The sequence below is a fragment of the Kitasatospora sp. NPDC093558 genome, from assembly GCF_040683475.1.
Taxonomy (GTDB): Bacteria; Actinomycetota; Actinomycetes; order Streptomycetales; family Streptomycetaceae; genus Kitasatospora.
On the sequence record NZ_JBFBDY010000010.1, the window covers coordinates 1 to 22,760 of the forward strand.

Here is a 22,760-nt window from a genome sequence, read left to right on the forward strand (position 1 = left end):
GCCGCCGGGGCGGCGGGCTGGCCGGCGCTCGGGGCCAGGGGGCCCAGGGTGCTGGTGACCTTGTCGCCGCCGGGCAGCTTGTTGGCGGTGTCGGTGACCGCGCCGGTGACCGCGGGGTTCTGCAGCGCCGTGGTGGGCAGTCCGACCCCGCCGGGCACGGGGGCGTCGGCGGACGCGGTGCCGGCGCCGACCGCCGCGATGGCGATGCCGACTGCCGCGGTGCCGACGGCCTTGAGAGCCTGCTTCATGAGTTCGTCCCCTTGAGTCCTCGTCGGAGGCCGACGCGATACGCGGTGACGGACGACCGACCGTCGCCACGGCCTGTCGGCGATGACTGGCACACCGTAGTGAGCCGGTCGTGCGAGGACCAAAAGGCGTTCACTCACCCGAGTGAGTAGTCGGATGAACGCCAACTGCCGGTCCAGGCAGCGGCGTTCATCCGGACCTCACCCGGAGCCCGCTCCGGACGGGCTCAGCCCTGGCCGCCACCCGCGCTGAACAGCCACTCGGCCTTGAGCTCGGCGTAACCGGGCTTGATCACGTCGCTGATCATCGCGAGCCGCTCGTCGAACGGCAGGAACGCCGACTTCATCGCGTTCACGGTGAACCACTCCATGTCGCCCAGCGTGTAGCCGAAGGCCTCCACCAGGTGGCCGAACTCCTGGCTCATGCTGGTGCCGCTCATGAGGCGGTTGTCGGTGTTCACGGTGACCCGGAACTTCAGCCGGCTGAGCAGCCCGATCGGGTGCTCGGCGTACGAGGCGGCGGCGGCCGTCTGGAGGTTGGAGGTCGGGCACATCTCCAGCGGGATGCGCTTGTCGCGCACGTACGCGGCCAGGCGGCCGAGCTCGACGCTGCCGTCCTCGTTCACCGTGATGTCGTCGACGATCCGCACGCCGTGGCCGAGCCGGTCGGCGCCACAGCACTGCAGGGCCTCCCAGATCGACGGCAGGCCGAAGGCCTCGCCCGCGTGGATGGTGAAGTGGTTGTTCTCGCCCTTGAGGTAGTCGAAGGCGGCCTGGTGGCGGGTGGGGGGGTAGCCGGCCTCGGCGCCCGCGATGTCGAAGCCGACGACGCCCGAGTCCCGGTGGCGGTTGGCGAGTTCGGCGATCTCCTGCGAGCGGGCGGCGTGCCGCATCGCGGTGATCAGGGTGCCGATGCGGATGCGGTGGCCGGCCGCGCGGGCGTTGGCCTCGCCGAGGCGGAAGCCCTCCTGGACGGCCTCGACGACCTCGTCCAGGCTCAGGCCGCCCTCCAGGTGCTGCTCGGGGGCGTAGCGGACCTCGGCGTAGACGACGCCGTCGGCGGCCAGGTCCTCGGCGCAGTCCGCGGCGACCTTGATCAGGGCGTCACGGGTCTGCATGACGGCGCAGGTGTGCGCGAACGTCTCCAGGTAACGGACCAGCGAGCCGGAGTCGGCGGCCTCGCGGAACCACTCGCCGAGCTCCTTGGGGTCGGTGGTGGGAAGGCCTTCGTAGCCGACGGCGGCGGCCAGCTCGACGATGGTCTCCGGGCGCAGCCCGCCGTCGAGGTGGTCGTGCAGGAGCACCTTCGGCGCGCGGCGGATCTGGTCGGCGGTGGGGATGCGCGGGCCGGTGCCCGCGGTGGTGACAGGGATCTGCTTCTCCATTGCGGAAATATAGACCCTACGCGCGTAGACCCACCACTCCCCACACGGCCGGTTCGCCGAAAGTCCACCGGGAATTCCACCACTCGGATCAGTCCCGTCCCGTATCCCGGGACGTCCCGGAATCCACGACCCCCCTCCCTCCCGAGTTCGCGGTTTGCTCCTCCCGCAGCTCAGAGCCGCAATCCCGGCCGTTCGGGTCCCGAATCGGGGACGTCAGTCGTGTTCCAGCAGCCGCCCGCGCCGCGACAGCACGAAATCCCGGAACGCCCGCACCGGCGGCGTCAGCGGACGCCCCGCCGCCCACGCCAGCCCGATCGCCCGCCGGGTCCGCGGCGCCGTCACCTCCAGCTCCACCACCCCCGGCCGCGGCACCAGCGCCGGCGGCAGCAGCGCCACCCCCAGCCCGGCCGCCACCAGCCCGCGCAGCGTCTCCGCCTCCTCCCCCTCGAAGGCCAGCCGCGGCACGAAGCCGGCCTCCGCGCAGAACCCGTCCGTGATCGCCCGCAGCCCGTACCCCTCCTCCAGCCCGACGAACGTCTCCTCCGCCACCTCCGCGAGCCGGATCCGCCGCCGCCCGGCCAGCCGGTGGTCCGCCGGGACGACCAGGTGCAGCCGCTGCTCGTCCAGCGGGCGGGCGGCGAAGGCCGGGTCGTCGGGCAGCGGCGCCACCAGGCACAGGTCCAACTCCCCGTCCAGCAGCCGCTCCAGCATCGCGCCGACGTAGTCCTGCACCAGCTGGAACCGCACCTGCGGGTGCGCCGCCCGGAAGTCGCGCAGCAGCGCCGGGACGGCGTCCGTCCCCATCGTGTGCAGGAAGCCGAACGCCACCCGCCCGGCCGACGGGTCCGCCTCCGCCATGGCCGCCTCGGCACCGCGCTCGACCTCGGCCAGCGCCCGCTCCACCGAGGCCAGCAGCAGCCGGCCGGCCCTGGTCAGCCGGACCGTCCGGCCCTGACGGGCCAGCAGCGCCACCCCCAGCTCCTCCTCCAGCCGCGCCACCGACCGCGACAGCGTCGGCTGCGGCATGCCGAGCATCGCCGCCGCCTGCGTCACGTGCTCCAGCCGGGCCACGGCCGCGAACTGGGCCAGCTGAGGCGCCAGTTGGACGGCCGGCAGGTCGGGCCCCAACTCGGCGGGCCGGTACCTGGACTGCTCCGCACCGTCCACCGCTTCCTCCGCGGCCATCCCGCCACCATCCTCGACTCATGCGTCAGTGCATCAATAATCCACTGTTCATGCATTGGACGCATCAAGCCGGCAGGCCTAACGTCGAACCCATGCAGCCCGCCGATACCAGGGCATCCGTGCCCGCCCCGGATGCCTCCGCCGCCACCGTCCCGACCCACGACGACCGCCACCGCCCCGGCCAGCGCGCGTTCCGCCGCGCCAACCTCGCCCTGTTCGCCGCCGGGATCGCCACGTTCGTCCTCCTCTACTCCACGCAGGGCCTGCTGCCGGTCCTCTCCGCCGACCTCGACCTCACGCCCGGTCAGGCCAGCTGGACCGCCTCCGCCGCCACCCTCGGACTCGCCCTCGGCCTCCTGCCCGCGAGCGCGCTGTCCGACAAGTACGGCCGCACCGCCGTGATGACGGCCTCCACGCTCGCCGCCTCCGCCCTCGCCCTCGCCCTGCCGTTCGCGCCCGACCTCACCACCCTCGTCGTGCTGCGCGTCCTCCAGGGCGCCGCCCTCGCCGGACTCCCCGCCACCGCGATGGCCTACCTCGCCGAGGAGGTCCACCCGAGCGCGCTGGCCTCCGCGATGGGCCTGTACGTGGCCGGCAACAGCATCGGCGGCATGGGCGGGCGGCTGCTCTCCGGCTGGATCGCCGCCGCGTTCGGCTGGCGCTGGGGGCTCGCCGCCTCGGCCGTCCTGGCCCTGCTCGCGGTGCTCGCGTTCCGGCTGCTCATCCCCGCCGCCCGGCACTTCACCCCGGCCCCGGTGGACCCGCGCGCCCTCGCCACGACCGTCGGACGGCACCTGCGCAATCCGCTGCTCGTCAGGCTGTACGCGCTCGGACTGCTCTTCATGGCCGTGTTCGGCGCGGTCTACAACACCGTCGGCTACCGGCTGATCGGCGCGCCCTTCCACCTGCCGGAGTCGGTCGCCGCCTCGATCTTCGTCGTCTACCTGGTCGGCACCGGCACCTCGGCCGCGGCCGGCCGGCTCTCCGCCCGTCTGGGCCGCCGCGGCGCCCTGTACGTCTCCATCGGCATGACGGCCGCCGGGCTGCTGCTCTCCCTGGCCGACTCCCTGGTCTGCGCCCTGCTCGGCCTGGTCCTGATCACCGCCGGCTTCTTCGCCGGCCACGCCACCGCCTCGTCCGCCGTCGGCCGCACCGCCACCGAGGGCCGCGCCCAGGCCTCCGCCCTCTACCTGATCGCCTACTACCTGGGCAACAGCCTCGGCGGCACCATCGGCGCCGACGCCTACCACGCCACCGGCTGGCCCGGCGCCGCCACCGTCGGCCTCACCGCCATGACCCTCGCCGCCGCCGTCACCCTCTACGCCACCCACCAGGCCCACACGGCCACCCGCTCGATATCGGTACGCTCCGGAACGTGAGCATCGATCCTGCTGCGTACGCCCGGCTGCGGGAGATCGCCGACCAGCTGTACGCCTGACGTCGCACCCGGAGCTGCCGGGTGACCCACACACAGCGGGCCCGGCCGGCCCGGCGCATCCGCGCCGCACCGACCGGGCCCAGTGCCCGTCCGCGACTACGCGATGCGGTCGAGGACGATCGGGTTCGGGGTGAACTCCGTACCGGCCGGGGAGACCTCGATGCCGCCGGCGAGGGCCTCGATGGCGTACTCGAAGCGCTCGGGGGTGTCGGTGTGCAGGGTCAGCAGGGGCTGACCGGCCACGACGGTGTCACCGGGCTTGGCGTGCATCTCGATGCCGGCGCCGGCCTGCACCGGGTCCTCCTTGCGGGCGCGGCCGGCGCCCAGGCGCCAGGCGCTGACACCGACGGCGTACGCGTCGAGCGTGGTGAGCACGCCGGAGGCGGGGGCCGGGATGACGTGCTGCTCGCGGGCGACCGGGAGCGGGGCGTCGACGTCGCCGCCCTGGGCGGAGATCATGCGGCGCCAGTGGTCCATCGCGGAGCCGTCGCGCAGCGCGTCCGCCGGGTCCTTGCCGTGCACGCCGGCCGCGGCGAGCATCTCGCGGGCGAGCGCGAGGGTGAGCTCCACGACGTCCGCCGGGCCGCCGCCCGCCAGCACCTCGACCGACTCGCGGACCTCCAGCGCGTTGCCCGCGGTGAGGCCGAGCGGGGTCGACATGTCGGTGAGCAGGGCGACGGTGTTGACGCCGGCGGTGGTGCCGAGGCCGACCATGGTGCGGGCGAGCTCGCGGGCGTCGTCGAGGTTCTTCATGAACGCGCCGGAGCCGACCTTGACGTCCAGGACGAGCGCGCCGGTGCCCTCGGCGATCTTCTTGGACATGATCGACGAGGCGATCAGCGGGATGGCCTCGACGGTGCCGGTGACGTCGCGCAGCGCGTACAGCTTCTTGTCGGCGGGCGCGAGGCCGTCGCCGGCGGCGCAGATGACGGCGCCGGCGCCGCGCAGCACGTCCATCATCTCGTCGTTGGAGAGCAGGGCGCGCCAGCCGGGGATGGACTCCAGCTTGTCGAGGGTGCCGCCGGTGTGGCCGAGGCCGCGGCCGGAGAGCTGCGGGACGGCGGCGCCGCAGGCGGCGACGAGCGGGGCGAGCGGGAGGGTGATCTTGTCGCCGACGCCGCCGGTGGAGTGCTTGTCGCTGGTGGGCAGCGGGAGCGAGGAGAAGTCCATCCGGACGCCGGAGCGGATCATGGCCTCGGTCCAGCGGCTGATCTCGCGCGGCTTCATGCCGTTCAGCAGGATGGCCATGGCCAGGGCGGACATCTGCTCGTCGGCGACCTCGCCGCGGGTGTAGGCGTCGATGACCCAGTCGATCTGAGCGTCGCTCAGCTCTCCGCGGTCGCGCTTGGTCCTGATGACGGAGATGGCATCCATGCGTGCTCCAAGAGGGGGGTTCAAAAGCGAAGAGTGTCGCGAGATGACCGGGTTGCGGCCCACTCGCGACACTCTACGCGCGTAACAAATGCAGATGCTAGAGCCGCTCCGGCCCGAACGCGTCGGGCAGGACCTCGCTCATCGGCTTCACGCCGGAGGCCAGGTCGACCAGCAGGTCGGGCCCGCCGTGCTCGTACAGCAGCTGGCGGCAGCGCCCGCACGGCATCAGCAGCTCACCCGAGCCGTCCACGCAGGTGAACGCGGTCAGCCGGCCGCCGCCACTGGCGTGCAGCGCGGACACCAGGCCGCACTCGGCGCACAGCCCGAGCCCGTACGAGGCGTTCTCGACGTTGCAGCCGGTGACCAGCCGCCCGTCGTCCACCAGCGCGGCCGCACCGACCGGGAACTTGCTGTACGGCGCGTACGCGTGGGCCATCGCCTCGCGCGCGGCCTCGCGCAGCCGCTCCCAGTCGATCGCGGGGGCCGTCACTTGCCCTGGCCCTTGCGGTAGATCTGGCCGTCCGCCTTCGGCATCCGCAGGCGCTGCGAGGCCAGCGAGAGCACCACGAGGGTGATCACGTACGGCGTCGCGACGATCAGCGGGCGCTGCACCTCGTCGGTGAGCGCGTACCAGGCACCGAGGCCGCCGGCGACCACCAGCGAGATCGCCACGGCGACGTACTTGCGGCGGTACAGCTGCCACAGGGCGAGCAGGCCCATCGCGATGGAGACGGTCAGGATCAGCACGTGCACCGACTGCGGGTCACGCAGCTGGAGGCTGTCGGTGAAGCCGAACAGCCCGGCGCCCATGGAGAGCCCGCCCGGCATCCAGTTGCCGAAGATCATCGCCGCGAGGCCGATGAAGCCGCGGCCGTTGGTCTGGCCGTCCTTGTAGAAGTGCGCGGCGACCAGCGAGAGGTACGCGCCGCCGAGGCCCGCGAAGGCGCCGGAGGCCATGACCGCCAGGTACTTGTACTTGTAGACGTTGACGCCCAGCGACTCGGCCGCGGTCGGGTTCTCACCGCAGGAGCGCAGGCGCAGGCCGAACACCGTGCGCCAGAGCGCGAAGTAGCTGACCACGATCAGCGCGCCGGCCAGGACCACGACCACCGAGATGTTGGTGACCATGCCGCCGATCACACCGGCGACGTCCGAGACGAAGAACCAGTGGTGCTTCTCGATGCTGTCGAGCCAGGGCGACAGGCCCGGGATGGTGATGTACGGCAGCGGGTCGGCCGGCGGGGACTGGTTCGCGCCGGCACCGACGGCGACGTAGTCCTTGTAGTAGATCCGGTTGACGTACGCGCAGATGCCGGGGATCAGCAGGTTGATGCCGACGCCGGAGACGATGTGGTCGACGCCGAAGGTGACGGTGATGAGCGCGTGCAGCAGGCCGCCGAGCGCGCCGCCCGCCATGCCGGCCAGCAGGCCGACCCACGGGTTCACCAGGTAGCCGGCCCAGGCACCGCAGAAGGTGCCGGCGACCATCATGCCTTCGAGGCCGATGTTGACCACGCCGGCCCGCTCGGACCACAGACCGCCGAGACCGGCCATGCCGATCGGCACGGCGGCGCTGAGCGCGGCGGTGATCTGACCAGAGGAGGTCAGCGAGTGGTTGCCGGTGGCCATGCCCACGGCGGAGAAGAGCGCCAGGGCGCCCGCGATCAGCAGGAGCACGACCGGCCAGGACAGCTTGCGCTTCTTGGCGGGCGCACCGGGCGCCTTGGGACGAGCAGCGGCGGTAGCGGTGCTCATGCGGACACCTCCTTCTTCTCCGTGGCCGCGAGCTGGGCGGCGAGCTGGGCGCCGACCTTCTGCTGCTGGCGCTTCAGGCCGTAGCGGCGCACGAGCTCGTACGCGACGACGACGCAGATGACGATGGTGCCCTGCATGACGGCGACGATCTCGAACGGGAAGCCGCCGTTCAGCGGCAGCTGGGAGCCGGTGGCGTCCAGGAACGCGAACAGCAGCGCCGCGAAGGCCATGCCGAGCGGGCTGTTGCGGCCCAGCAGCGCGACCGAGATCCCGAGGAAGCCGAGACCGGCCTGGAAGCTCTGGCCGAAGTAGTACGAGTTCTGCAGCAGTTCGGGCAGACCGATCAGACCGGCGATGCCGCCGGAGACGGCCATCGAGATCATGACCATCCGCTTGACGTTCACGCCGGACGCGGTCGCGGCGCTCTCCGAGCGGCCGGTGGCGCGCAGGTCGAAGCCGAAGCGGGTGCGGGTCAGCACGAACTGGAAGACCACGCCGACCAGGACGGCGATGAACAGGAAGCCCCAGAGGTTGCCGCCGGCCGTGTTGATCGAGAAGAAGTGGCTGGACTGCGAGACCGGGCTGGTCTGGATCGAGTTGCTGGTGCTGCTCACCTTCGGGGCGAAGATGCCCGGGACGAGCAGCAGGCCGACGATCGCGATCGAGATGGCGTTCAGCATGATGGTCGCGATGACCTCGCTGACGCCGCGGAAGACCTTCAGCGCACCGGCGATCGCCGCGTACAGGCCGCCGGCCAGCATGGCGGTGATCAGCAGCAGCGGGATCTGGATGAACGACGGCAGGTCGATCTGGCTGCCGACGTACGCCGTGAACAGCGCCGCGACGCGGTACTGGCCCTCGACGCCGATGTTGAACAGGTTCATCCGGAACCCGAACGCGGCGGCCGCGGCGGCCAGGTAGTAGGTGGTGGCCCGGTTGAGGATCGCCACCTGACCGTCCGACTTGGTGGCGTACGTGACCATCACGTTCCACGCGTCGAACGGGTTCTTGCCCGAGGTCGCCAGCAGGATCGAGCAGATCGTCACGGAGAGCACGACCGCGAGCACCGGCGCCGCCAGTGCGAACACGATCCGCTCACCGCTGATCCGCTGCGCCAGGCTGCGCTTGGCGGCAGGGGGGTTGGGACTGGTCATGTGGGTTACTCCCCCGCCTCGGCGTCGTCGGCGGTGTCGGTGTGCGGGTGCTCGTCCTCGGCCGCGGTGCCCTCGGCGGCGATGGCCTGCGCCTCGGCGACGGCCTCCGGCTCGGACTCCAGGTGGCCGCGGGCCGCACCGGTCATCGCGGTGCCCAGGTCCTCGGCGGTGACGGTGGCCGGGTCGGCGTCGGCGACCAGGCGGCCGCGGTAGATGACCCGGATCGTGTCGGACAGGCCGATGAGCTCGTCCAGGTCGGCGGAGATCAGCAGCACGGCCAGGCCGCCCCGCTGCGCGACCCGGATGTGCTCCCAGATCTGCGCCTGCGCGCCGACGTCCACGCCGCGGGTGGGGTGCGCGGCGATCAGCAGCTTGGGGTCGTGGGCCATCTCGCGGCCGATGATCAGCTTCTGCTGGTTGCCGCCGGAGAGGGAGGCCGCGGTGACCTCGATGCCCGGGGTGCGGACGTCGAACTCCTCGACGATGCGCCAGGTGTCCACGCGGGCCGCGGTCGGGTCGAGCAGCGGGCCGTTGGAGTTCGGCTTCTCGGTGACGTGACCGAGGATCCGGTTCTCCCAGAGCGGGGCCTCCAGCAGCAGGCCGTGGCGGTGGCGGTCCTCGGGGATGTAGCCGATGCCGGCCTCGCGGCGGGCGCGGGTCAGGCTGCCGGACAGGTCCTTGCCGTCGAGGGTGACGGTGCCGGCGTCCAGCGGGAGCATGCCCATGATGGCCTCGACCAGTTCGGCCTGGCCGTTGCCCTCGACACCGGCGATGCCGAGGACCTCGCCCTTGCGGATGGTCAGCGAGATGTCGTCGAGGACGACGCGCTCGATGCCCTCGGCGTCGGTCTTGGCGATCCGCAGGCCCTGGACGCTCAGCATCTCGGTGCTGGTGACGGTCGACTCGCGGCTCTCCGGGGAGGGCAGCTCGGCGCCGACCATCATCTCGGCGAGCTGGCGGGCGGTGACGGACTTCGGGTCCGCGTCGCCGACCGTGGTGCCGCGGCGGATGACGCTGATCGCGTCGGCGACCGCGAGCACCTCGTGCAGCTTGTGCGAGATGAAGATGACGGTGACGCCCTCGGACTTCAGCTCCCGCAGGTTGTCGAACAGCGCGTCGACCTCCTGCGGGACGAGGACGGCGGTGGGCTCGTCGAGGATCAGGATCCGGGCGCCGCGGTAGAGCACCTTGAGGATCTCGACGCGCTGGCGGTCGGCGACGCCGAGGTCCTCGACCAGCGCGTCCGGGCGCACGCCCAGACCGTACTGGTCGGAGATCTCCTTGATCTTCGCCTTGGCCTTGGCGCCGATGCCGTACAGGCTCTCGCCGCCGAGGACGACGTTCTCCCACACGGTGAGGTTGTCGGCGAGCATGAAGTGCTGGTGCACCATGCCGATGCCGCGGGCGATGGCGTCGCCCGGGGAATGGAACTCGCACTGCTCGCCGTTGATCGCGATGGTGCCCTCGTCCGGCTTCTGCATGCCGTAGAGGATCTTCATCAGCGTCGACTTGCCGGCGCCGTTCTCGCCCATGAGGGCGTGCACGGTGCCGCCGCGGACGGTGAGGTTGATGTCGTGGTTGGCCACGACACCGGGGAAGCGCTTGGTGATGCCGCGCAGTTCGACGGCCGTATTCGCCGTCCCCGCGCTGGGGGTTCCGTCCTTGCGCAGGGGGACGGGGTCGGATGCGGTGATGGCGATCTCCTGGTGGTCTGGAGGCGCGTCGTTGCGCTGGGAGGGCCAAAAGGGGGGAAACGGGGAAGCGGGGGGACGGAAGGGGGCCCGGGGGTACGCGTTGAGCGCACCCTGCCGGGCCCCTCCCGTGTTGCTGTGCCCATCATGGCGCTGCCGGGCAGGCGGCAGCCGCTATGACGTCCGGGCCGCGCGGAGCCTTACTGGGCGGGCGCGGTCGGGACGGTGGTGGCGCCGGTCTTGATCGCGTTGGCGGCGGCGTCCAGCTGGGTCTTGATGTCGTCGATCTTGCCACCGGTGGTGGCGAGCTGGACACCGTCGGCCTTCAGGTCGAAGAGCTTGACACCCTGGAACGGCGCGCCCTTCTTGACCGAGTCGATGTACGAGTACACCGCGTTGTCGACGTTCTTGACCATCGAGGTCAGGATGCTGTTCTTGTACTTCGCCAGGGCCGGCTGGGTGGCCTGGTCGGAGTCGACGCCGATGGCCAGGGCGCCCGGCTTGTTGGCGACGGCCTCGATGGCGCCGTTGCCGGAGGAGCCGGCGGCGGAGTAGATGACGTCCGCGCCCTTGTCGAGCTGGCCCTGCGCGGCCTCCTTGCCCTTGTCGGGCGAGGCGAAGCCGGAGAAGTCCGGAGGCGTGGTCAGGTAGGTGGTCTCGACCACGATGTTCGGGTCGACGGACTTCACGCCCGCCTTGTAGCCGGCCTCGAACTTCTTGATGAGCTCGGTCTGCACACCGCCGATGAAGCCGACGTGCTTGGCCTTGCTCTTCGAGGCGGCAGCCACACCGGCGAGGTAGGAGCCCTCCTGCTCGGCGAAGACCAGCGAGGTGACGTTGGACGGCTGGGCGTCGTCGTGCGAGTCGATGATCGCGAACTTGACGTCCGGGTTGTCCTTGGCGATCTTGTTGACGGCCGGCTGGTACACGAACCCGACCGCGATGACGGTCTTGTAGCCGGCGTCGATCAGGTTCTTGAGGCGGGTCTCCTTGTCCGCCTCGGCCTCGCCGGCCTTGGCCTCGGCCTCGGTGACCGAGACGCCGAGGTCGGACTTGGCCTTGTCGAGACCACGGGCGGCGGAGTCGTTGAACGACTGGTCGCCACGGCCGCCGATGTCGTAGGCCATGCCGACCTTGAGGCCGCCCTCGGAGGAGGAGCCGGCGGAGGTGTTGTCAGTGCTCTTTGCGCCGCAAGCGGCGAGCGAGGCCATGCCCAGGGAACCCGAGAGCACAACCGCGGCGAGCTTCATTGAACGGCGCAAGGGAGTATCTCCTTCTCACACGCACCCGATTAGCGTGGTCGGACGCCACCGTAACGCGCGTAGAACACGGTTGTGTTACGGGGTGCCGGAGCATTCGGGTTGTTATCAAACCGTGGTCTGACAGTCGCACCGACGCCCATTTCCCGTGCGCGGACGGTGATCCGGAACTGGTGCGCTCCAGTTTACGGAACACCACCGGAACCCCTCGGATCCCGGTGGATCCGCCACGCGACGGCCCCGCACTCCCGGTGGGGGCACTCCCTGCCGCACTCAGCTCCCGTGCGCCTCCAGGGCCAGCGCCGCGAACAGTTCCGCACCGATCCCGATCGCCCGCTCGTCCACGTCGAAGCGGCCCTGGTGCAGGTCGCGGACCGACGTGTCGCCGGGGGCGCGGACGCCCAGCCGGGCCAGGGCGCCCGGGGCGTGCTCCAGGTACCAGGAGAAGTCCTCGCCGCCCAGGCTCTGTTCGGTGCCCTCGACCACCTGCTCGCCGCCGCGGCCGAACCGGGCCGTCATGGCCTCCTCCAGCAGGACGACGGAGACCGCCTCGTTCACCACCGGCGGCACCCCGCGGTGGTAGTCGAGCGTCCACTTCGCCCGGTAGGTCTCGGCGAGCTTGGCGATCAGGTCGTGCAGGACGTCCGGCGCCTCGCGCCAGCCGTCGAGCTCCAGGCAGCGGACGGTGCCCTCCAGCTCGGCGTGCTGCGGGATGACGTTGGGCGCGGAGCCGGAGGCGATGCGGCCCCAGACCAGGCTGACGCCCCAGCGCGGGTCCATCCGGCGGGCGAAGGCGGCCGGCAGGTCGGCGGCCATCCGGGCGATCGCGGTGACCAGATCGGTGGTCAGGTGCGGGCGGGCGGTGTGCCCGCCGGGGCCGTCCAGGTGGAGCACCAGGCGGTCGCAGGCGGAGGTGATGGCGCCGGTGCGCAGCGCGATCCGGCCCACCTCGACCTTCGGGTCGCAGTGCACGGCGAAGATGCGCTCGACGCCGTCCATCCCGTCGGCCTTGATGACGTCCAGCGCGCCGCCGGGCATGACCTCCTCGGCGGGCTGGAACACCAGCCGGACCGGGCGGCGCAGCTCGCCGGTGCGGGCGGCGTCGGCCAGCACGAGCGCGGCGCCGAGCACGACCGAGGTGTGCACGTCGTGGCCGCAGGCGTGGGCCCGGCCGGGGACGGTCGAGCGGTAGGGGACGTCGGTCTTGGCGTCGTCGATCGGCAGCGCGTCGATGTCGGCGCGGAAGGCGAGGATCCCGGTGCCGGGGGCCGTCCCGGCCGGGACGATGTCGGCGATCAGGCCGGTGCCGCCGGGCAGCACCCGGGGGTTCAGACCGGCCGCCACCAGCCGGTCGCGGATCAGGCCGGTGGTGCGGAACTCCTGGCGGCCCAGCTCCGGGTGCCGGTGCAGATCGCGGCGGAAGGCGATCAGCTCGGGCTCCAGCCTCCTGACCCGGGCGCGCAGTTCGGCGGCGGGACGGGCAGCGGCGAGAGTGGTGCCCGGCTGAGCGGGCTCAGGACGGTTCATCTCCCCAAGAGTAGGCCTGTTGGGGGGTTTTGGCCCGACTTCCGGAAAATTAGTCCCCGGATGGGCGCATACCGGCCGGACAGGTGGGTATGACATCTCGTTTCAGCCGCCTTCCCCGGATTGCTTGCCCTGTGCAACGATCACCCGGGGTGGCGGTCACGGCCTTTACGTGTTTGACGGATAGTCAGAAGCGTTCCACCGGCGTGTAGGTGCCCCAGACCTCGCGCAGCGAGTCGCACACCTCGCCGACGGTAGCGCGTGCGGCCAGCGCGTCCTTCATGGGGTAGAGCACGTTCTCCCCTCCTTCGGCGGTCCGACGCAGTGCGTTCAGCGCCCGGTCCACCGCCGGCGCGTCGCGCTCCGCGCGCAGCCGGGCGAGGCGCTCGGCCTGCTGCCGCTCGATCGCCGGGTCCACCCGGAGCGGCTGGTACGGCTCCTCGGCGTCCAGCTGGAAGCGGTTGACGCCGACCACCGTCCGCTCGCCCGCGTCGGTCTCCTGCTGGACGCGGTAGGCGGTGCGCTCGATCTCCGCCTTCTGGTAGCCGTGTTCGATCGCGGCCACCGCGCCGCCCAGCTCCTCCACCCTGGCCATCAGGGCGAGGGCGGCGGCCTCCACCTCGTCGGTCAGCGACTCGACGACGTAGGAGCCGGCGAAGGGGTCGACGGTGGCGGTCACGTCGGTCTCGAAGGCGAGCACCTGCTGGGTGCGCAGGGCGAGCCGGGCGGCCTTCTCGGTGGGCAGCGCGATGGCCTCGTCGAAGCTGTTGGTGTGCAGCGACTGGGTGCCGCCGAGCACCGCGGCGAGCGCCTGCACCGAGACCCGGACGAGGTTCACCTCGGGCTGCTGGGCGGTGAGCTGGACCCCGGCGGTCTGGGTGTGGAAGCGGAGCATCTGCGAGCGGGGGTCCCGCGCGCCGAACTCCTGGCGCATCACCCGGGCCCAGATCCGGCGGGCGGCACGGAACTTGGCGACCTCTTCGAGCAGGGTGGTGCGGGCCACGAAGAAGAAGGAGAGGCGGGGCGCGAAGTCGTCGACGGCCATCCCGGCGGCGAGCGCGGTGCGCACGTACGCGATGCCGTTGGCCAGTGTGAAGGCGATCTCCTGCGCCGGATCGGCCCCGGCCTCGGCCATGTGGTACCCGGAGATCGAGATGGTGTTCCAGCGCGGGATCTCGGCCCGGCAGTACCGGAACACGTCCGCGACCAGCCGCAGTGAGGGGGCGGGCGGGAAGATGTACGTGCCGCGGGCGATGTACTCCTTCAGCACGTCGTTCTGGACCGTCCCGGTGAGCCGGGCCGGCGCCACCCCCTGGGCCTCGCCGACGAGCTGGTAGAGGAGCAGCAGCAGGCCGGCCGGCGCGTTGATGGTCATCGAGGTGGACACCTCGCCCAGCGGGATCCCGTCGAACAGCACCGCCATGTCCTCGACGCTGTCGACCGCCACCCCGACCTTGCCGACCTCCCCGGCCGCGAGCACGGCGTCCGAGTCGTAGCCCATCTGGGTGGGCAGGTCGAAGGCCACCGAGAGCCCGGTGCTCCCGCCCGCGATCAGCTGCCGGTAGCGGGCGTTGGACTCGGCGGCGGTGCCGAAGCCCGCGTACTGGCGCATCGTCCACGGCCGGCCGGTGTACATCGACGGGTAGACGCCCCGGGTGTACGGGAACTCCCCCGGCTGCCCGAGCCGGGCGTCCGGATCCCACCCGGCCAGCGACTCCGGTCCGTACAGCGGCTCGATCGGGAAGCCTGACTCGGCACGACGCGGCTCGGCTGCCATGGGTCCCTCCACGGGGATCGGCGGGCTGGGGGCTCCTCGCTCGCAATGTAGTGGCGTCCGGGCGGGAGAACGGGGAGCCGACGCGGTTGAGATGATCGGACGAACGACCGAAGTGCGTACCCCTTTACCGACACGTCCCCAGGGAGTGGCAATGACCGAGCAGAAGGTGGCCGTGGTCACCGGTGCCAGCAGCGGGATCGGCGCGGCGACCGCCCGCCGGCTGGCCGCCGAGGGCTTCGACGTGGTGCTGACCGCCCGCCGCACCGAGCGCGTCGAGGCGCTCGCCAAGGAGATCGGCGACCGGGGCGGTTCGGCGCGGGCGTACACCCTGGACGTCACCGACCGGGCGGCCGTGGACGCCTTCGCCGCCGAGGTCGGCCGGGTCGACGTCCTGGTGAACAACGCCGGCGGCGCGCTCGGCGCCGACTCGGTCGAGCACGGCGACCCCGCCGACTGGCGCGCCATGTACGAGGTGAACGTGCTCGGCGTGCTGCACATGACGCAGGCCCTGCTGCCCGCCCTGCGCGCCACCGGCGACGGCACCGTGCTGGTGCTCTCCTCGACCGCCGCGCTCGCCGCGTACGAGGGCGGCGGCGGGTACGTCGCGGCCAAGCACGCCGCGCACACCATCGCGGCGACGCTGCGCCTCGAACTGTGCGGCGAGCCGATCCGGGTGATCGAGATCGCCCCCGGCATGGTGAAGTCCGAGGGCTTCGCGCTCACCCGCTTCGGCGGCGACGAGGCGAAGGCGGAGGCCGTCTACGCGGGCGTCGCCGAGCCGCTGACCTCGGAGGACGTCGCCGACACCGTCGCCTGGACGGTCACCCGTCCCTCGCACGTGAACATCGACCTGCTGGTCGTCCGCCCGCGCGCCCAGGCCGCCAACCACAAGGTGCATCGCGCCTGATCAGACCCCCGGCGGGCAGCCCGGCCCCCGTTGATCAGCCGTGTCACCCGGCAGTGATACACACGTGCGATGAACATCGACCGGGCCGCCCGCCCACGGGTCCTGCTGACCGCCCTGGCCGCCGGCACCCTCCTCCTCGCCTCCGCCTGCAACGACACCGCGACGCCGGCCCAGGACAAGGCCGCCGCCGGCACCCCGGCTCCCGCCGCCACCGCGACGGCCACCCCCACGCCGAAGCCCACCGGCGCGGACGACCCGGCGCTCAAGACCTTCTACGCCCAGCAGATCTCCTGGGCCCCGTGCCCGCCCGACGCGAAGGCCGAGCAGGCCAAGGCCAACATCGCCGCCATGCAGTGCGGCACGCTGCACGTCCCGCTGGACTACGCGAACCCGGCCAAGGACGCCCTGGACCTCGCGCTCGTCAAGTACCCGGCCACCAAGCCGGACCAGCGGATCGGCTCGCTCCTGGTCAACCCCGGCGGCCCGGGCGCCTCCGGCGTCGAGATGGTCAAGTACGGCGCCAAGGACTTCGCCGGCGCCCTGCACAGCCGCTTCGACGTGATCGGCTTCGACCCGCGCGGCACCGGGGCCAGCTCCCCCGTCACCTGCCTGGACGACAAGCAGCGTGACGCCGACGCCCAGGTCGACGACCCGCTCGACCCGGCCGCCCGCAAGGCCCAGTCCGACCAGCAGAACGCCCGGTTCATCGCCGCCTGCCAGGCCAAGTCCGGCAAGCTGCTGCCCTTCGTCGGCACCCGCAACTCCGCCCGCGACATGGACGTGCTGCGCGCTGCCGTCGGCGACAAGAAGCTCAACTACCTGGGCGTCTCCTACGGCACCTACCTCGGCTCGCTGTACGCCGAGGAGTTCCCGAAGAACGTCGGCCGCCTCGTCCTGGACGGCGCCGTCGACCCCGCCGCCGACGGGCTCGACTCGGTCGTCAAGCAGACGACCGGCTTCGAGAAGTCCTTCGAGCGCTTCGCCGCCGACTGCGTCGACAACCACGCGACCGAGTGCCCGCTGGGCAAGGACCCGGGCCAGGCCGCCCAGAAGGCCTCCGACTTCCTGGACAGCCTGCGCGACCACCCGCTGCCCACCAAGGACGGCCGCAAGGTCAACGCCGGCCTCGGCTGGACGGGCCTGCGCGGCGCGCTCTACGGCGACGAGAACTCCTCCTGGCAGTACCTGCGCGTCGCCCTGTCCGCCGCGATGAAGGACGGCAAGGGCGACGTCCTGCTCGCCCTCGCCGACGACTACGACGGGCGCGACGAGAACGGCCACTACTCCCCCATGGACGAGGCGCACGCGGCGATCTCCTGCGCCGACGGCTCCACCCCGGCCCCCACGGCCGAGCGCGCCCAGCAGATCGTCAAGCAGCTCCACGACCAGGCCCCGCTGCTCGCCAAGGACATCGACGTGCAGGACTTCACCGAGTCCTCGTGCAACGGCTGGCCGTTCCAGAGCCCCGAGAAGCCGCACACCATCCGGGCCGAGGGCGCCGACCCGATCCTGGTCGTCGGCTCCACCGGCGACCCGGCCACCCCGTACGCCGCCGCCGAGGCGCTGGCCAAGGGCTTCGCCAACGCCACCCTGCTGACCCGGGTGGGCGAGGGCCACGCCGCGTTCGGCAAGAACAACGCCTGCATCGACCAGGCCCTGGAGACCTACCTGACCGCGGGCACGATGCCGGCCGCCGGGACGCGCTGCACCTGAGCGTCCGCGGCACCCGGCCTGATCCGAAAGACACGCCCTAGCAGACGAAGACGGGGAGGGCGCTGACACGAAGGTGTCAACGTCACAACTTGATAGCTCGTTCGGATGAAATCCGCGTGCGCCCTCCCCAACTGATGACCGCTCAACTACCGTTGAGCCGCTGCCGGGCGGGCGCTGGACGCCGCTCCGCAGCCCCCATACTTCACCTGCTCCACCCGCCCACTTCACCGGACGCCTTCCCGCCCTCACGAGGAGGACCCGCTGGCCAGCGACATCCCGTCACAGCGGCTCGATCCCAGCTCCGAGCCGACCCTCCTCGGGTTGCACCGCTTCAACGAGGCCGACGCCGGCGCCGCCGAGGAGGCCCTGCTGGCCTGCTGCGGCAGCCACCGCTGGGCCCTGCGGCTCACCGCCCACCGGCCGTACCCCGACATAGGGTCCCTGCTGGCCGCCGCCAGCGAGGCCTCCTACGACCTCCGCCCGGCCGACCTCGCCGAGGCCCTGGCGGACGAGAGCTGGATGCCGCAGCCACTGCTCGGCATGCGGGCCCCCGGCAGCCAGGCGGCGCACACCGCGCTGCGGGCGGCCCACGCCGCGTACGAGGCCAGGTTCGGCCACGTCTTCGTGGTCTGTCTGGAGGGCGTCGCGCCCGAGGAGATGCTCGACGCCGTGCTCTCCTCGATCCGCACCCGGCTCGCCAACGACCCGGACGAGGAGCGCCTGGTCGCGGCCGACGAGCTGCGCCGGATCGCCCTCACCCGGCTGGAGCACCTCGTCGCCACCCATTCGGAGGCCGGCGCGCACTGAACCGGCGGGCCCACCCCTTACTTCTTGGACTGGGCCGTCCTGGCCTGGGCCGCCCGCAGCTTCGCCACCTGCTGCCGGACGATCCGCTCGTCCGGCGCCGCGGCCGGCTCGCTCGTGACACCGAAGGTGGTGAACACCGCGAGCGCGGGACCGACCCGCGCGAGCACCGCGCGCTGGGACAGCACGGCCGTACCGGATTCATTCGTGAGGGTGAATCCGGTCGCCGCGTCCGCTCCCTCGGGCGTGGGCGTGTCGGCCTGGGCCAGCCGGTGGCGGGTGTGCGTCGACTGCGCCCCCTTCTTCCCCCGCTCCGCGGGCGGCGGCGGCGCCGTCGAGGTGAAGACGGCGCACGGGCCGAACAGCTTCTCCAGCTCGGCCTGCACCTGCGCCGCCCGCCCGGAGCGGTAGCCCACCAGGGCGCCGTACGCCGCGCCGCCCGGGTCGGCCGCCCGGGCCACGCTCAGATCGGTCTCCGCGTACGGCAGCCCCGCGCCGGGCGGGGCCGAGCCCGGGCCCGCTCCGCCGCCGGGGGCCACCGCGTCCAGCAGCGGCTGGCAGGCCGGGACGTCCGACGTCTCCCGCCCCGAGCCCTGCCCGGTGTCACCGTGACCAGGCGTCATGACCGTCACCGTGTAGCCGCTGCCGAGGTCGGCGTCGGTCACCGCGGCCGTCCGGAGTTCGGCCGCGGACAGTTCGCGCCCCGGCACGGCCCGGTCGTCGGACCGCCCGCCGACCGTGGTGCAGCCCGTGGCGAGCGCCAGGGCACAGACGAAGCAGAGGAAGGGGACGAGGGACGGCCGGGCGGGGCGACGTGGCACAGATGCCTCGGAAGGGGAGTCGGCGACAGGACCTTGGGGGCGGAGCAGCGCCACCGTAGCGCAGCCGATCCGTCACCCAGGGTGACCGGCCGGGGTTTGGTTCCCGCCGAACTAGGCCAGTCGTGCCTGATTGATCACACCTGGGGCCCCCGGAGGCGGTTCCCGATACGGCGTCGATAGGATGCTGGCGGCCGGTGGACCGTACCCGGCCGGGCTGACCGACACCGAAGCCGGCCGAGCCCCCAATCGCTTCCGGAGGGTTTTTCCGTGCCGGCTGGAACGCTGTACCGCGGCCGGGAAGGCATGTGGAGCTGGGTGGCTCATCGAGTCACCGGCGTCCTCATCTTCTTCTTCCTGTTCGCCCACGTCCTCGACACCGCCCTCGTGCGAGTGTCGCCGGAGTCCTACGACACCGTCATCGCGACGTACAAGACTCCGCTCGTGAACCTGATGGAGTACGGCCTCTCGGCCGCCGTCCTGTTCCACGCCCTGAACGGCCTGCGGGTCGTCGCCGTGGACTTCTGGTCCAAGGGCCCGAAGTACCAGAAGCAGATGCTGTGGAGCGTGGTCGGTATCTGGGTCGTCCTGATGGCCGGCGCCTTCTACCCGATCCTGCAGCACACGCTGGTCGACTGGTTCGGGAAGTGAGCTGACTGATGTCCACGGAAATCTCCGACGCTGTGGTGGTCCCGTCCAACCAGGCGCACACCGGCAAGGGCCTCGGCACCGGCAACCCGGCCGACGAGTTCGTCATCGAGCCGCCGCGCAAGCGGACCACGAGGACCCCGCGCCGCACCCGCACCAACTTCGAGATGCTGGCCTGGCTCTTCATGCGCCTGTCCGGTGTCGTCCTGGTCGTGCTGATCCTCGGTCACCTGCTGATCATGCTGGTGCTCGACGGTGGCGTCTCCAAGGTCGGCTTCGCCTTCGTGGCCGGCCGCTGGGCCTCGCCGTTCTGGCAGGGCTGGGACCTGACGATGCTCTGGCTCGCCATGCTGCACGGCGCCAACGGCCTGCGTCAGGTCATCAACGACTACGCCGAGAAGGACTCGACCCGGCTCTGGCTCAAGGGGCTCATGGGCACCGCCACGGTCTTCACCGTGCTGCTCGGCACCCTGGTGATCTTCACCTTCGACCCCAACATCTGAGCCGCGAGCACCATCGACCATCGGCAGAGGCCAGAGGCGAGTTAACCCCCCATGCAGATTCACCAGTACGACACCGTCATCGTCGGCGCCGGTGGCGCCGGCATGCGCGCGGCCATCGAGTCGACGCAGCGCAGCCGCACCGCGGTCCTGACCAAGCTCTACCCGACCCGGTCCCACACCGGCGCGGCCCAGGGCGGCATGTGCGCCGCCCTCGCCAACGTCGAGGAGGACAACTGGGAGTGGCACACCTTCGACACGGTCAAGGGCGGTGACTACCTGGTCGACCAGGACGCCGCCGAGATCATGTGCAAGGAGGCCATCGACGCCGTCCTCGACCTGGAGAAGATGGGCCTGCCCTTCTCCCGCACCGAGCAGGGCCGGATCGACCAGCGCCGCTTCGGCGGTCACTCGCGCAACCACGGCGAGGCCCCGGTCCGCCGCTCGTGCTACGCGGCCGACCGCACCGGCCACATGATCCTCCAGACGCTGTTCCAGAACTGCGTCAAGCACGGCGTCGAGTTCTTCAACGAGTTCTACGTCCTCGACCTGCTCATCAACGACGGCAAGACGGCCGGCGTCGTCGCCTACGAGCTGGCCACCGGCGAGATCCACGTCTTCCAGGCCAAGTCGGTCGTGTTCGCCTCCGGCGGCACCGGCAAGTTCTTCAAGGTCTCCTCCAACGCCCACACCCTCACCGGTGACGGCCAGGCCCTGGTGTACCGCCGCGGCCTGCCGCTGGAGGACATGGAGTTCTTCCAGTTCCACCCGACGGGCATCTGGCGCATGGGCATCCTGCTCACCGAGGGCGCCCGCGGCGAGGGCGGCATCCTGCGCAACAAGGACGGCGAGCGCTTCATGGAGCGCTACGCCCCCGTCATGAAGGACCTCGCGTCCCGTGACGTCTGCTCCCGCGCGATCTACACCGAGATCCGCGAGGGCCGCGGCTGCGGTCCGGACGGCGACCACGTCTACCTGGACCTCACCCACCTGCCGCCGGAGCAGCTGGACGCCAAGCTGCCGGACATCACCGAGTTCGCGCGCACCTACCTCGGCATCGAGCCCTACACGGACCCGATCCCGATCCAGCCCACCGCGCACTACGCCATGGGCGGCATCCCGACCAACGTCGAGGGTGAGGTCCTGCGCAACAACACCGACGTCGTCCCCGGCCTGTACGCGGCCGGCGAGGTCGCGTGCGTGTCCGTGCACGGAGCAAACCGCCTGGGCACCAACTCGCTGCTGGACATCAACGTGTTCGGTCGCCGCGCGGGCATCGCCGCCGCCGACTACGCGCAGACGGTGGACTTCACCGAGCTGCCCGAGAACCCGGCCGAGAAGGTCCAGGCCCTGGTCGACGGCCTGCGCGAGGCCACCGGCACCGAGTCCGTGGCGCAGATCCGCAAGGAGCTGCAGGAGACCATGGACGCCAACGCCATGGTGTACCGCACCGGCGCCACCCTGAAGCAGGCGGTCGAGGACATCGCCGCGCTGAAGGAGCGCTACAAGAACGTCTCCATCCAGGACAAGGGCTTCCGCTACAACACGGACCTCCTGGAGGCCGTCGAGCTGGGCAACCTGCTCGACCTGGCCGAGGTGCTGGCCGTCTCCGCGCTGGCTCGCGAGGAGTCCCGCGGCGGCCACTACCGCGAGGACTTCCCGACCCGTGACGACGTGAAGTTCATGCAGCACACCATGGCGTACCAGGAGGTCGCCGCCGACGGCACGACCTCCATCCGCCTCGACTACAAGCCGGTCGTCACGACCCGCTACCAGCCGATGGAGCGTAAGTACTGATGAGCACTCCGACCGTGGAGCACTCGGCCGCTCTGGACGCGGCCGAGAGCGGTGCCACTCAGCTGGTCACCGTCACCTTCCGGATCCGCCGGTTCAACCCGGAGGAGCACCCGGACCCGGTGTGGGTCGACTACCAGCTGACCATGGACCCGAAGGAGCGCGTCCTGGACGCGCTCAACAAGATCAAGTGGGAGCAGGACGGCACCCTCACCTACCGCCGTTCCTGCGCGCACGGCATCTGCGGCTCCGACGCCATGCGGATCAACGGCCGCAACCGGCTGGCGTGCAAGACCCTGATCAAGGACGTCAACCCGGAGAAGCCGATCACGATCGAGGCCATCAAGGGCCTCACGGTCCTCAAGGACCTGGTCGTGGACATGGACCCGTTCTTCCAGGCGTACAAGGACGTCATGCCGTTCCTCATCACCAAGGGGAACGAGCCGACCCGCGAGCGCCTGCAGTCCGCCGAGGACCGCGAGCGCTTCGACGACACCACCAAGTGCATCCTGTGCGCCGCGTGCACGTCGTCCTGCCCGGTCTTCTGGAACGACGGCCAGTACTTCGGCCCGGCCGCCATCGTCAACGCGCACCGCTTCATCTTCGACTCGCGCGACGAGGGTGCCGAGCAGCGCCTGGAGATCCTCAACGACCGTGAGGGCGTGTGGCGTTGCCGCACCACCTTCAACTGCTCGGAGGCCTGCCCGCGTGGCATCGAGGTCACCAAGGCGATCCAGGAAGTGAAGCGGGCGCTGGTCACCCGCCGCTTCTGATCCCCGCCTGACACAC

At 71.4% G+C, this 22,760-nt stretch carries 20 protein-coding genes; 8 read left to right on the top strand and 12 right to left on the bottom strand.

Annotation, left to right across the window (positions count from 1 at the left end; genetic code table 11):
• The 3 genes from AB0O00_RS02330 to AB0O00_RS02340 all read right to left on the bottom strand — a co-directional run.
• The coding region (locus AB0O00_RS02330; RefSeq protein ID WP_363648216.1) for an ATP-binding protein at positions 1 to 248 on the bottom strand (248 nt) is incomplete at its 3' end.
• Between the two features lie 224 nt (positions 249 to 472).
• Positions 473 to 1,630, bottom strand: coding sequence for an adenosine deaminase (locus AB0O00_RS02335; protein ID WP_363648218.1), 1,158 nt, complete (start codon positions 1,628 to 1,630; stop codon positions 473 to 475).
• A 213-nt stretch (positions 1,631 to 1,843) separates the two neighbouring features.
• A complete protein-coding gene (locus AB0O00_RS02340; protein ID WP_363648220.1) occupies positions 1,844 to 2,815 on the bottom strand; it encodes a LysR family transcriptional regulator in 972 nt (323 codons plus the stop codon).
• Between the two features lie 92 nt (positions 2,816 to 2,907).
• Here AB0O00_RS02340 and AB0O00_RS02345 point away from each other — a divergent pair, with 92 nt between their 5' ends.
• Positions 2,908 to 4,194 carry an MFS transporter gene (locus AB0O00_RS02345; RefSeq protein WP_363648222.1) on the top strand — a complete coding sequence of 429 codons (1,287 nt, stop codon included), beginning with the start codon at positions 2,908 to 2,910 and terminating at the stop codon, positions 4,192 to 4,194.
• A gap of 155 nt (positions 4,195 to 4,349) precedes the next feature.
• Here the strand turns inward: AB0O00_RS02345 and AB0O00_RS02350 are convergent, their stop codons facing one another.
• From AB0O00_RS02350 to AB0O00_RS02385, 8 genes are all read right to left on the bottom strand, one after another.
• Positions 4,350 to 5,627, bottom strand: coding sequence for a thymidine phosphorylase (locus AB0O00_RS02350; protein ID WP_363648224.1), 1,278 nt, complete (start codon positions 5,625 to 5,627; stop codon positions 4,350 to 4,352).
• A gap of 97 nt (positions 5,628 to 5,724) precedes the next feature.
• Entirely contained in the window at positions 5,725 to 6,117 is a 393-nt protein-coding gene (locus tag AB0O00_RS02355) for a cytidine deaminase (RefSeq protein WP_363648226.1), read from the bottom strand.
• On the bottom strand, positions 6,114 to 7,382 hold the full coding sequence (locus tag AB0O00_RS02360; RefSeq protein ID WP_363648228.1) for an ABC transporter permease: 1,269 nt from the start codon (positions 7,380 to 7,382) through the stop codon (positions 6,114 to 6,116). The genes AB0O00_RS02355 and AB0O00_RS02360 overlap by 4 nt, the downstream gene beginning before the upstream one ends.
• A complete protein-coding gene (locus tag AB0O00_RS02365) occupies positions 7,379 to 8,536 on the bottom strand; it encodes an ABC transporter permease (RefSeq protein WP_363648230.1) in 1,158 nt (385 codons plus the stop codon). Before AB0O00_RS02365 ends, AB0O00_RS02360 begins: the two co-directional genes overlap by 4 nt.
• A gap of 5 nt (positions 8,537 to 8,541) precedes the next feature.
• Positions 8,542 to 10,206 carry an ABC transporter ATP-binding protein gene (locus AB0O00_RS02370; RefSeq protein ID WP_363648265.1) on the bottom strand — a complete coding sequence of 555 codons (1,665 nt, stop codon included), beginning with the start codon at positions 10,204 to 10,206 and terminating at the stop codon, positions 8,542 to 8,544.
• Between the two features lie 221 nt (positions 10,207 to 10,427).
• Complete coding sequence (locus tag AB0O00_RS02375) at positions 10,428 to 11,489, bottom strand: BMP family ABC transporter substrate-binding protein (protein ID WP_363648232.1); 1,062 nt, start codon at positions 11,487 to 11,489, stop codon at positions 10,428 to 10,430.
• A gap of 270 nt (positions 11,490 to 11,759) precedes the next feature.
• Positions 11,760 to 13,013: an amidohydrolase gene (locus AB0O00_RS02380; RefSeq protein ID WP_363648234.1), complete on the bottom strand. Its 1,254-nt coding sequence runs from the start codon at positions 13,011 to 13,013 to the stop codon at positions 11,760 to 11,762.
• A gap of 184 nt (positions 13,014 to 13,197) precedes the next feature.
• Positions 13,198 to 14,787: a methylmalonyl-CoA mutase family protein gene (locus AB0O00_RS02385; RefSeq protein WP_363648236.1), complete on the bottom strand. Its 1,590-nt coding sequence runs from the start codon at positions 14,785 to 14,787 to the stop codon at positions 13,198 to 13,200.
• Between the two features lie 151 nt (positions 14,788 to 14,938).
• Here AB0O00_RS02385 and AB0O00_RS02390 point away from each other — a divergent pair, with 151 nt between their 5' ends.
• The 3 genes from AB0O00_RS02390 (at position 14,939) to AB0O00_RS02400 (ending at position 18,214) form a co-directional block, all read left to right on the top strand.
• Positions 14,939 to 15,694: an SDR family oxidoreductase gene (locus AB0O00_RS02390; protein WP_363648238.1), complete on the top strand. Its 756-nt coding sequence runs from the start codon at positions 14,939 to 14,941 to the stop codon at positions 15,692 to 15,694.
• Between the two features lie 69 nt (positions 15,695 to 15,763).
• On the top strand, positions 15,764 to 17,407 hold the full coding sequence (locus tag AB0O00_RS02395; RefSeq protein ID WP_363648240.1) for an alpha/beta hydrolase: 1,644 nt from the start codon (positions 15,764 to 15,766) through the stop codon (positions 17,405 to 17,407).
• 321 nt (positions 17,408 to 17,728) lie between these two features.
• Complete coding sequence (locus tag AB0O00_RS02400; RefSeq protein WP_363648242.1) at positions 17,729 to 18,214, top strand: 2-oxo-4-hydroxy-4-carboxy-5-ureidoimidazoline decarboxylase; 486 nt, start codon at positions 17,729 to 17,731, stop codon at positions 18,212 to 18,214.
• A 17-nt stretch (positions 18,215 to 18,231) separates the two neighbouring features.
• Here AB0O00_RS02400 and AB0O00_RS02405 read toward each other — a convergent pair whose 3' ends face one another.
• Positions 18,232 to 19,032, bottom strand: coding sequence for a hypothetical protein (locus tag AB0O00_RS02405; protein WP_363648243.1), 801 nt, complete (start codon positions 19,030 to 19,032; stop codon positions 18,232 to 18,234).
• Positions 19,033 to 19,299: 267 nt separating this feature from the next.
• Between AB0O00_RS02405 and sdhC the strand changes: the two genes are divergently transcribed.
• From sdhC to AB0O00_RS02425, 4 genes are read left to right on the top strand one after another with little or no spacing between them, the layout of a single operon-like run.
• Positions 19,300 to 19,680 carry a succinate dehydrogenase, cytochrome b556 subunit gene (sdhC, locus tag AB0O00_RS02410; RefSeq protein WP_363648244.1) on the top strand — a complete coding sequence of 127 codons (381 nt, stop codon included), beginning with the start codon at positions 19,300 to 19,302 and terminating at the stop codon, positions 19,678 to 19,680.
• 8 nt (positions 19,681 to 19,688) lie between these two features.
• A complete protein-coding gene (locus AB0O00_RS02415) occupies positions 19,689 to 20,180 on the top strand; it encodes a succinate dehydrogenase hydrophobic membrane anchor subunit (RefSeq protein WP_363648245.1) in 492 nt (163 codons plus the stop codon).
• A 51-nt stretch (positions 20,181 to 20,231) separates the two neighbouring features.
• The gene (gene sdhA / locus AB0O00_RS02420) at positions 20,232 to 21,974 is read left to right on the top strand and encodes a succinate dehydrogenase flavoprotein subunit (RefSeq protein WP_363648246.1); all 1,743 of its coding nucleotides are present in this window, start codon (positions 20,232 to 20,234) and stop codon (positions 21,972 to 21,974) included.
• Positions 21,974 to 22,744 carry a succinate dehydrogenase iron-sulfur subunit gene (locus AB0O00_RS02425; protein ID WP_363648247.1) on the top strand — a complete coding sequence of 257 codons (771 nt, stop codon included), beginning with the start codon at positions 21,974 to 21,976 and terminating at the stop codon, positions 22,742 to 22,744. The genes sdhA and AB0O00_RS02425 overlap by 1 nt, the downstream gene beginning before the upstream one ends.
• Positions 22,745 to 22,760: the final 16 nt, after the last annotated feature.

Excerpts from the sequence above, each read along its gene's own strand:
- sdhA (WP_363648246.1), top strand. The coding sequence starts at position 20,232 with ATGCAGATTCACCAGTACGACACCGTCATCGTCGGCGCCGGTGGCGCC.
- AB0O00_RS02380 (WP_363648234.1), bottom strand. The coding sequence starts at position 13,013 with ATGAACCGTCCTGAGCCCGCTCAGCCGGGCACCACTCTCGCCGCTGCC.
- AB0O00_RS02335 (WP_363648218.1), bottom strand. The coding sequence starts at position 1,630 with ATGGAGAAGCAGATCCCTGTCACCACCGCGGGCACCGGCCCGCGCATC.
- AB0O00_RS02360 (WP_363648228.1), bottom strand. The coding sequence starts at position 7,382 with ATGAGCACCGCTACCGCCGCTGCTCGTCCCAAGGCGCCCGGTGCGCCC.
- AB0O00_RS02340 (WP_363648220.1), bottom strand. The coding sequence starts at position 2,815 with ATGGCCGCGGAGGAAGCGGTGGACGGTGCGGAGCAGTCCAGGTACCGG.
- AB0O00_RS02365 (WP_363648230.1), bottom strand. The coding sequence starts at position 8,536 with ATGACCAGTCCCAACCCCCCTGCCGCCAAGCGCAGCCTGGCGCAGCGG.
- AB0O00_RS02425 (WP_363648247.1), top strand. The coding sequence starts at position 21,974 with ATGAGCACTCCGACCGTGGAGCACTCGGCCGCTCTGGACGCGGCCGAG.
- AB0O00_RS02345 (WP_363648222.1), top strand. The coding sequence starts at position 2,908 with ATGCAGCCCGCCGATACCAGGGCATCCGTGCCCGCCCCGGATGCCTCC.
- AB0O00_RS02350 (WP_363648224.1), bottom strand. The coding sequence starts at position 5,627 with ATGGATGCCATCTCCGTCATCAGGACCAAGCGCGACCGCGGAGAGCTG.
- AB0O00_RS02385 (WP_363648236.1), bottom strand. The coding sequence starts at position 14,787 with ATGGCAGCCGAGCCGCGTCGTGCCGAGTCAGGCTTCCCGATCGAGCCG.
- AB0O00_RS02415 (WP_363648245.1), top strand. The coding sequence starts at position 19,689 with ATGTCCACGGAAATCTCCGACGCTGTGGTGGTCCCGTCCAACCAGGCG.
- AB0O00_RS02395 (WP_363648240.1), top strand. The coding sequence starts at position 15,764 with ATGAACATCGACCGGGCCGCCCGCCCACGGGTCCTGCTGACCGCCCTG.
- AB0O00_RS02390 (WP_363648238.1), top strand. The coding sequence starts at position 14,939 with ATGACCGAGCAGAAGGTGGCCGTGGTCACCGGTGCCAGCAGCGGGATC.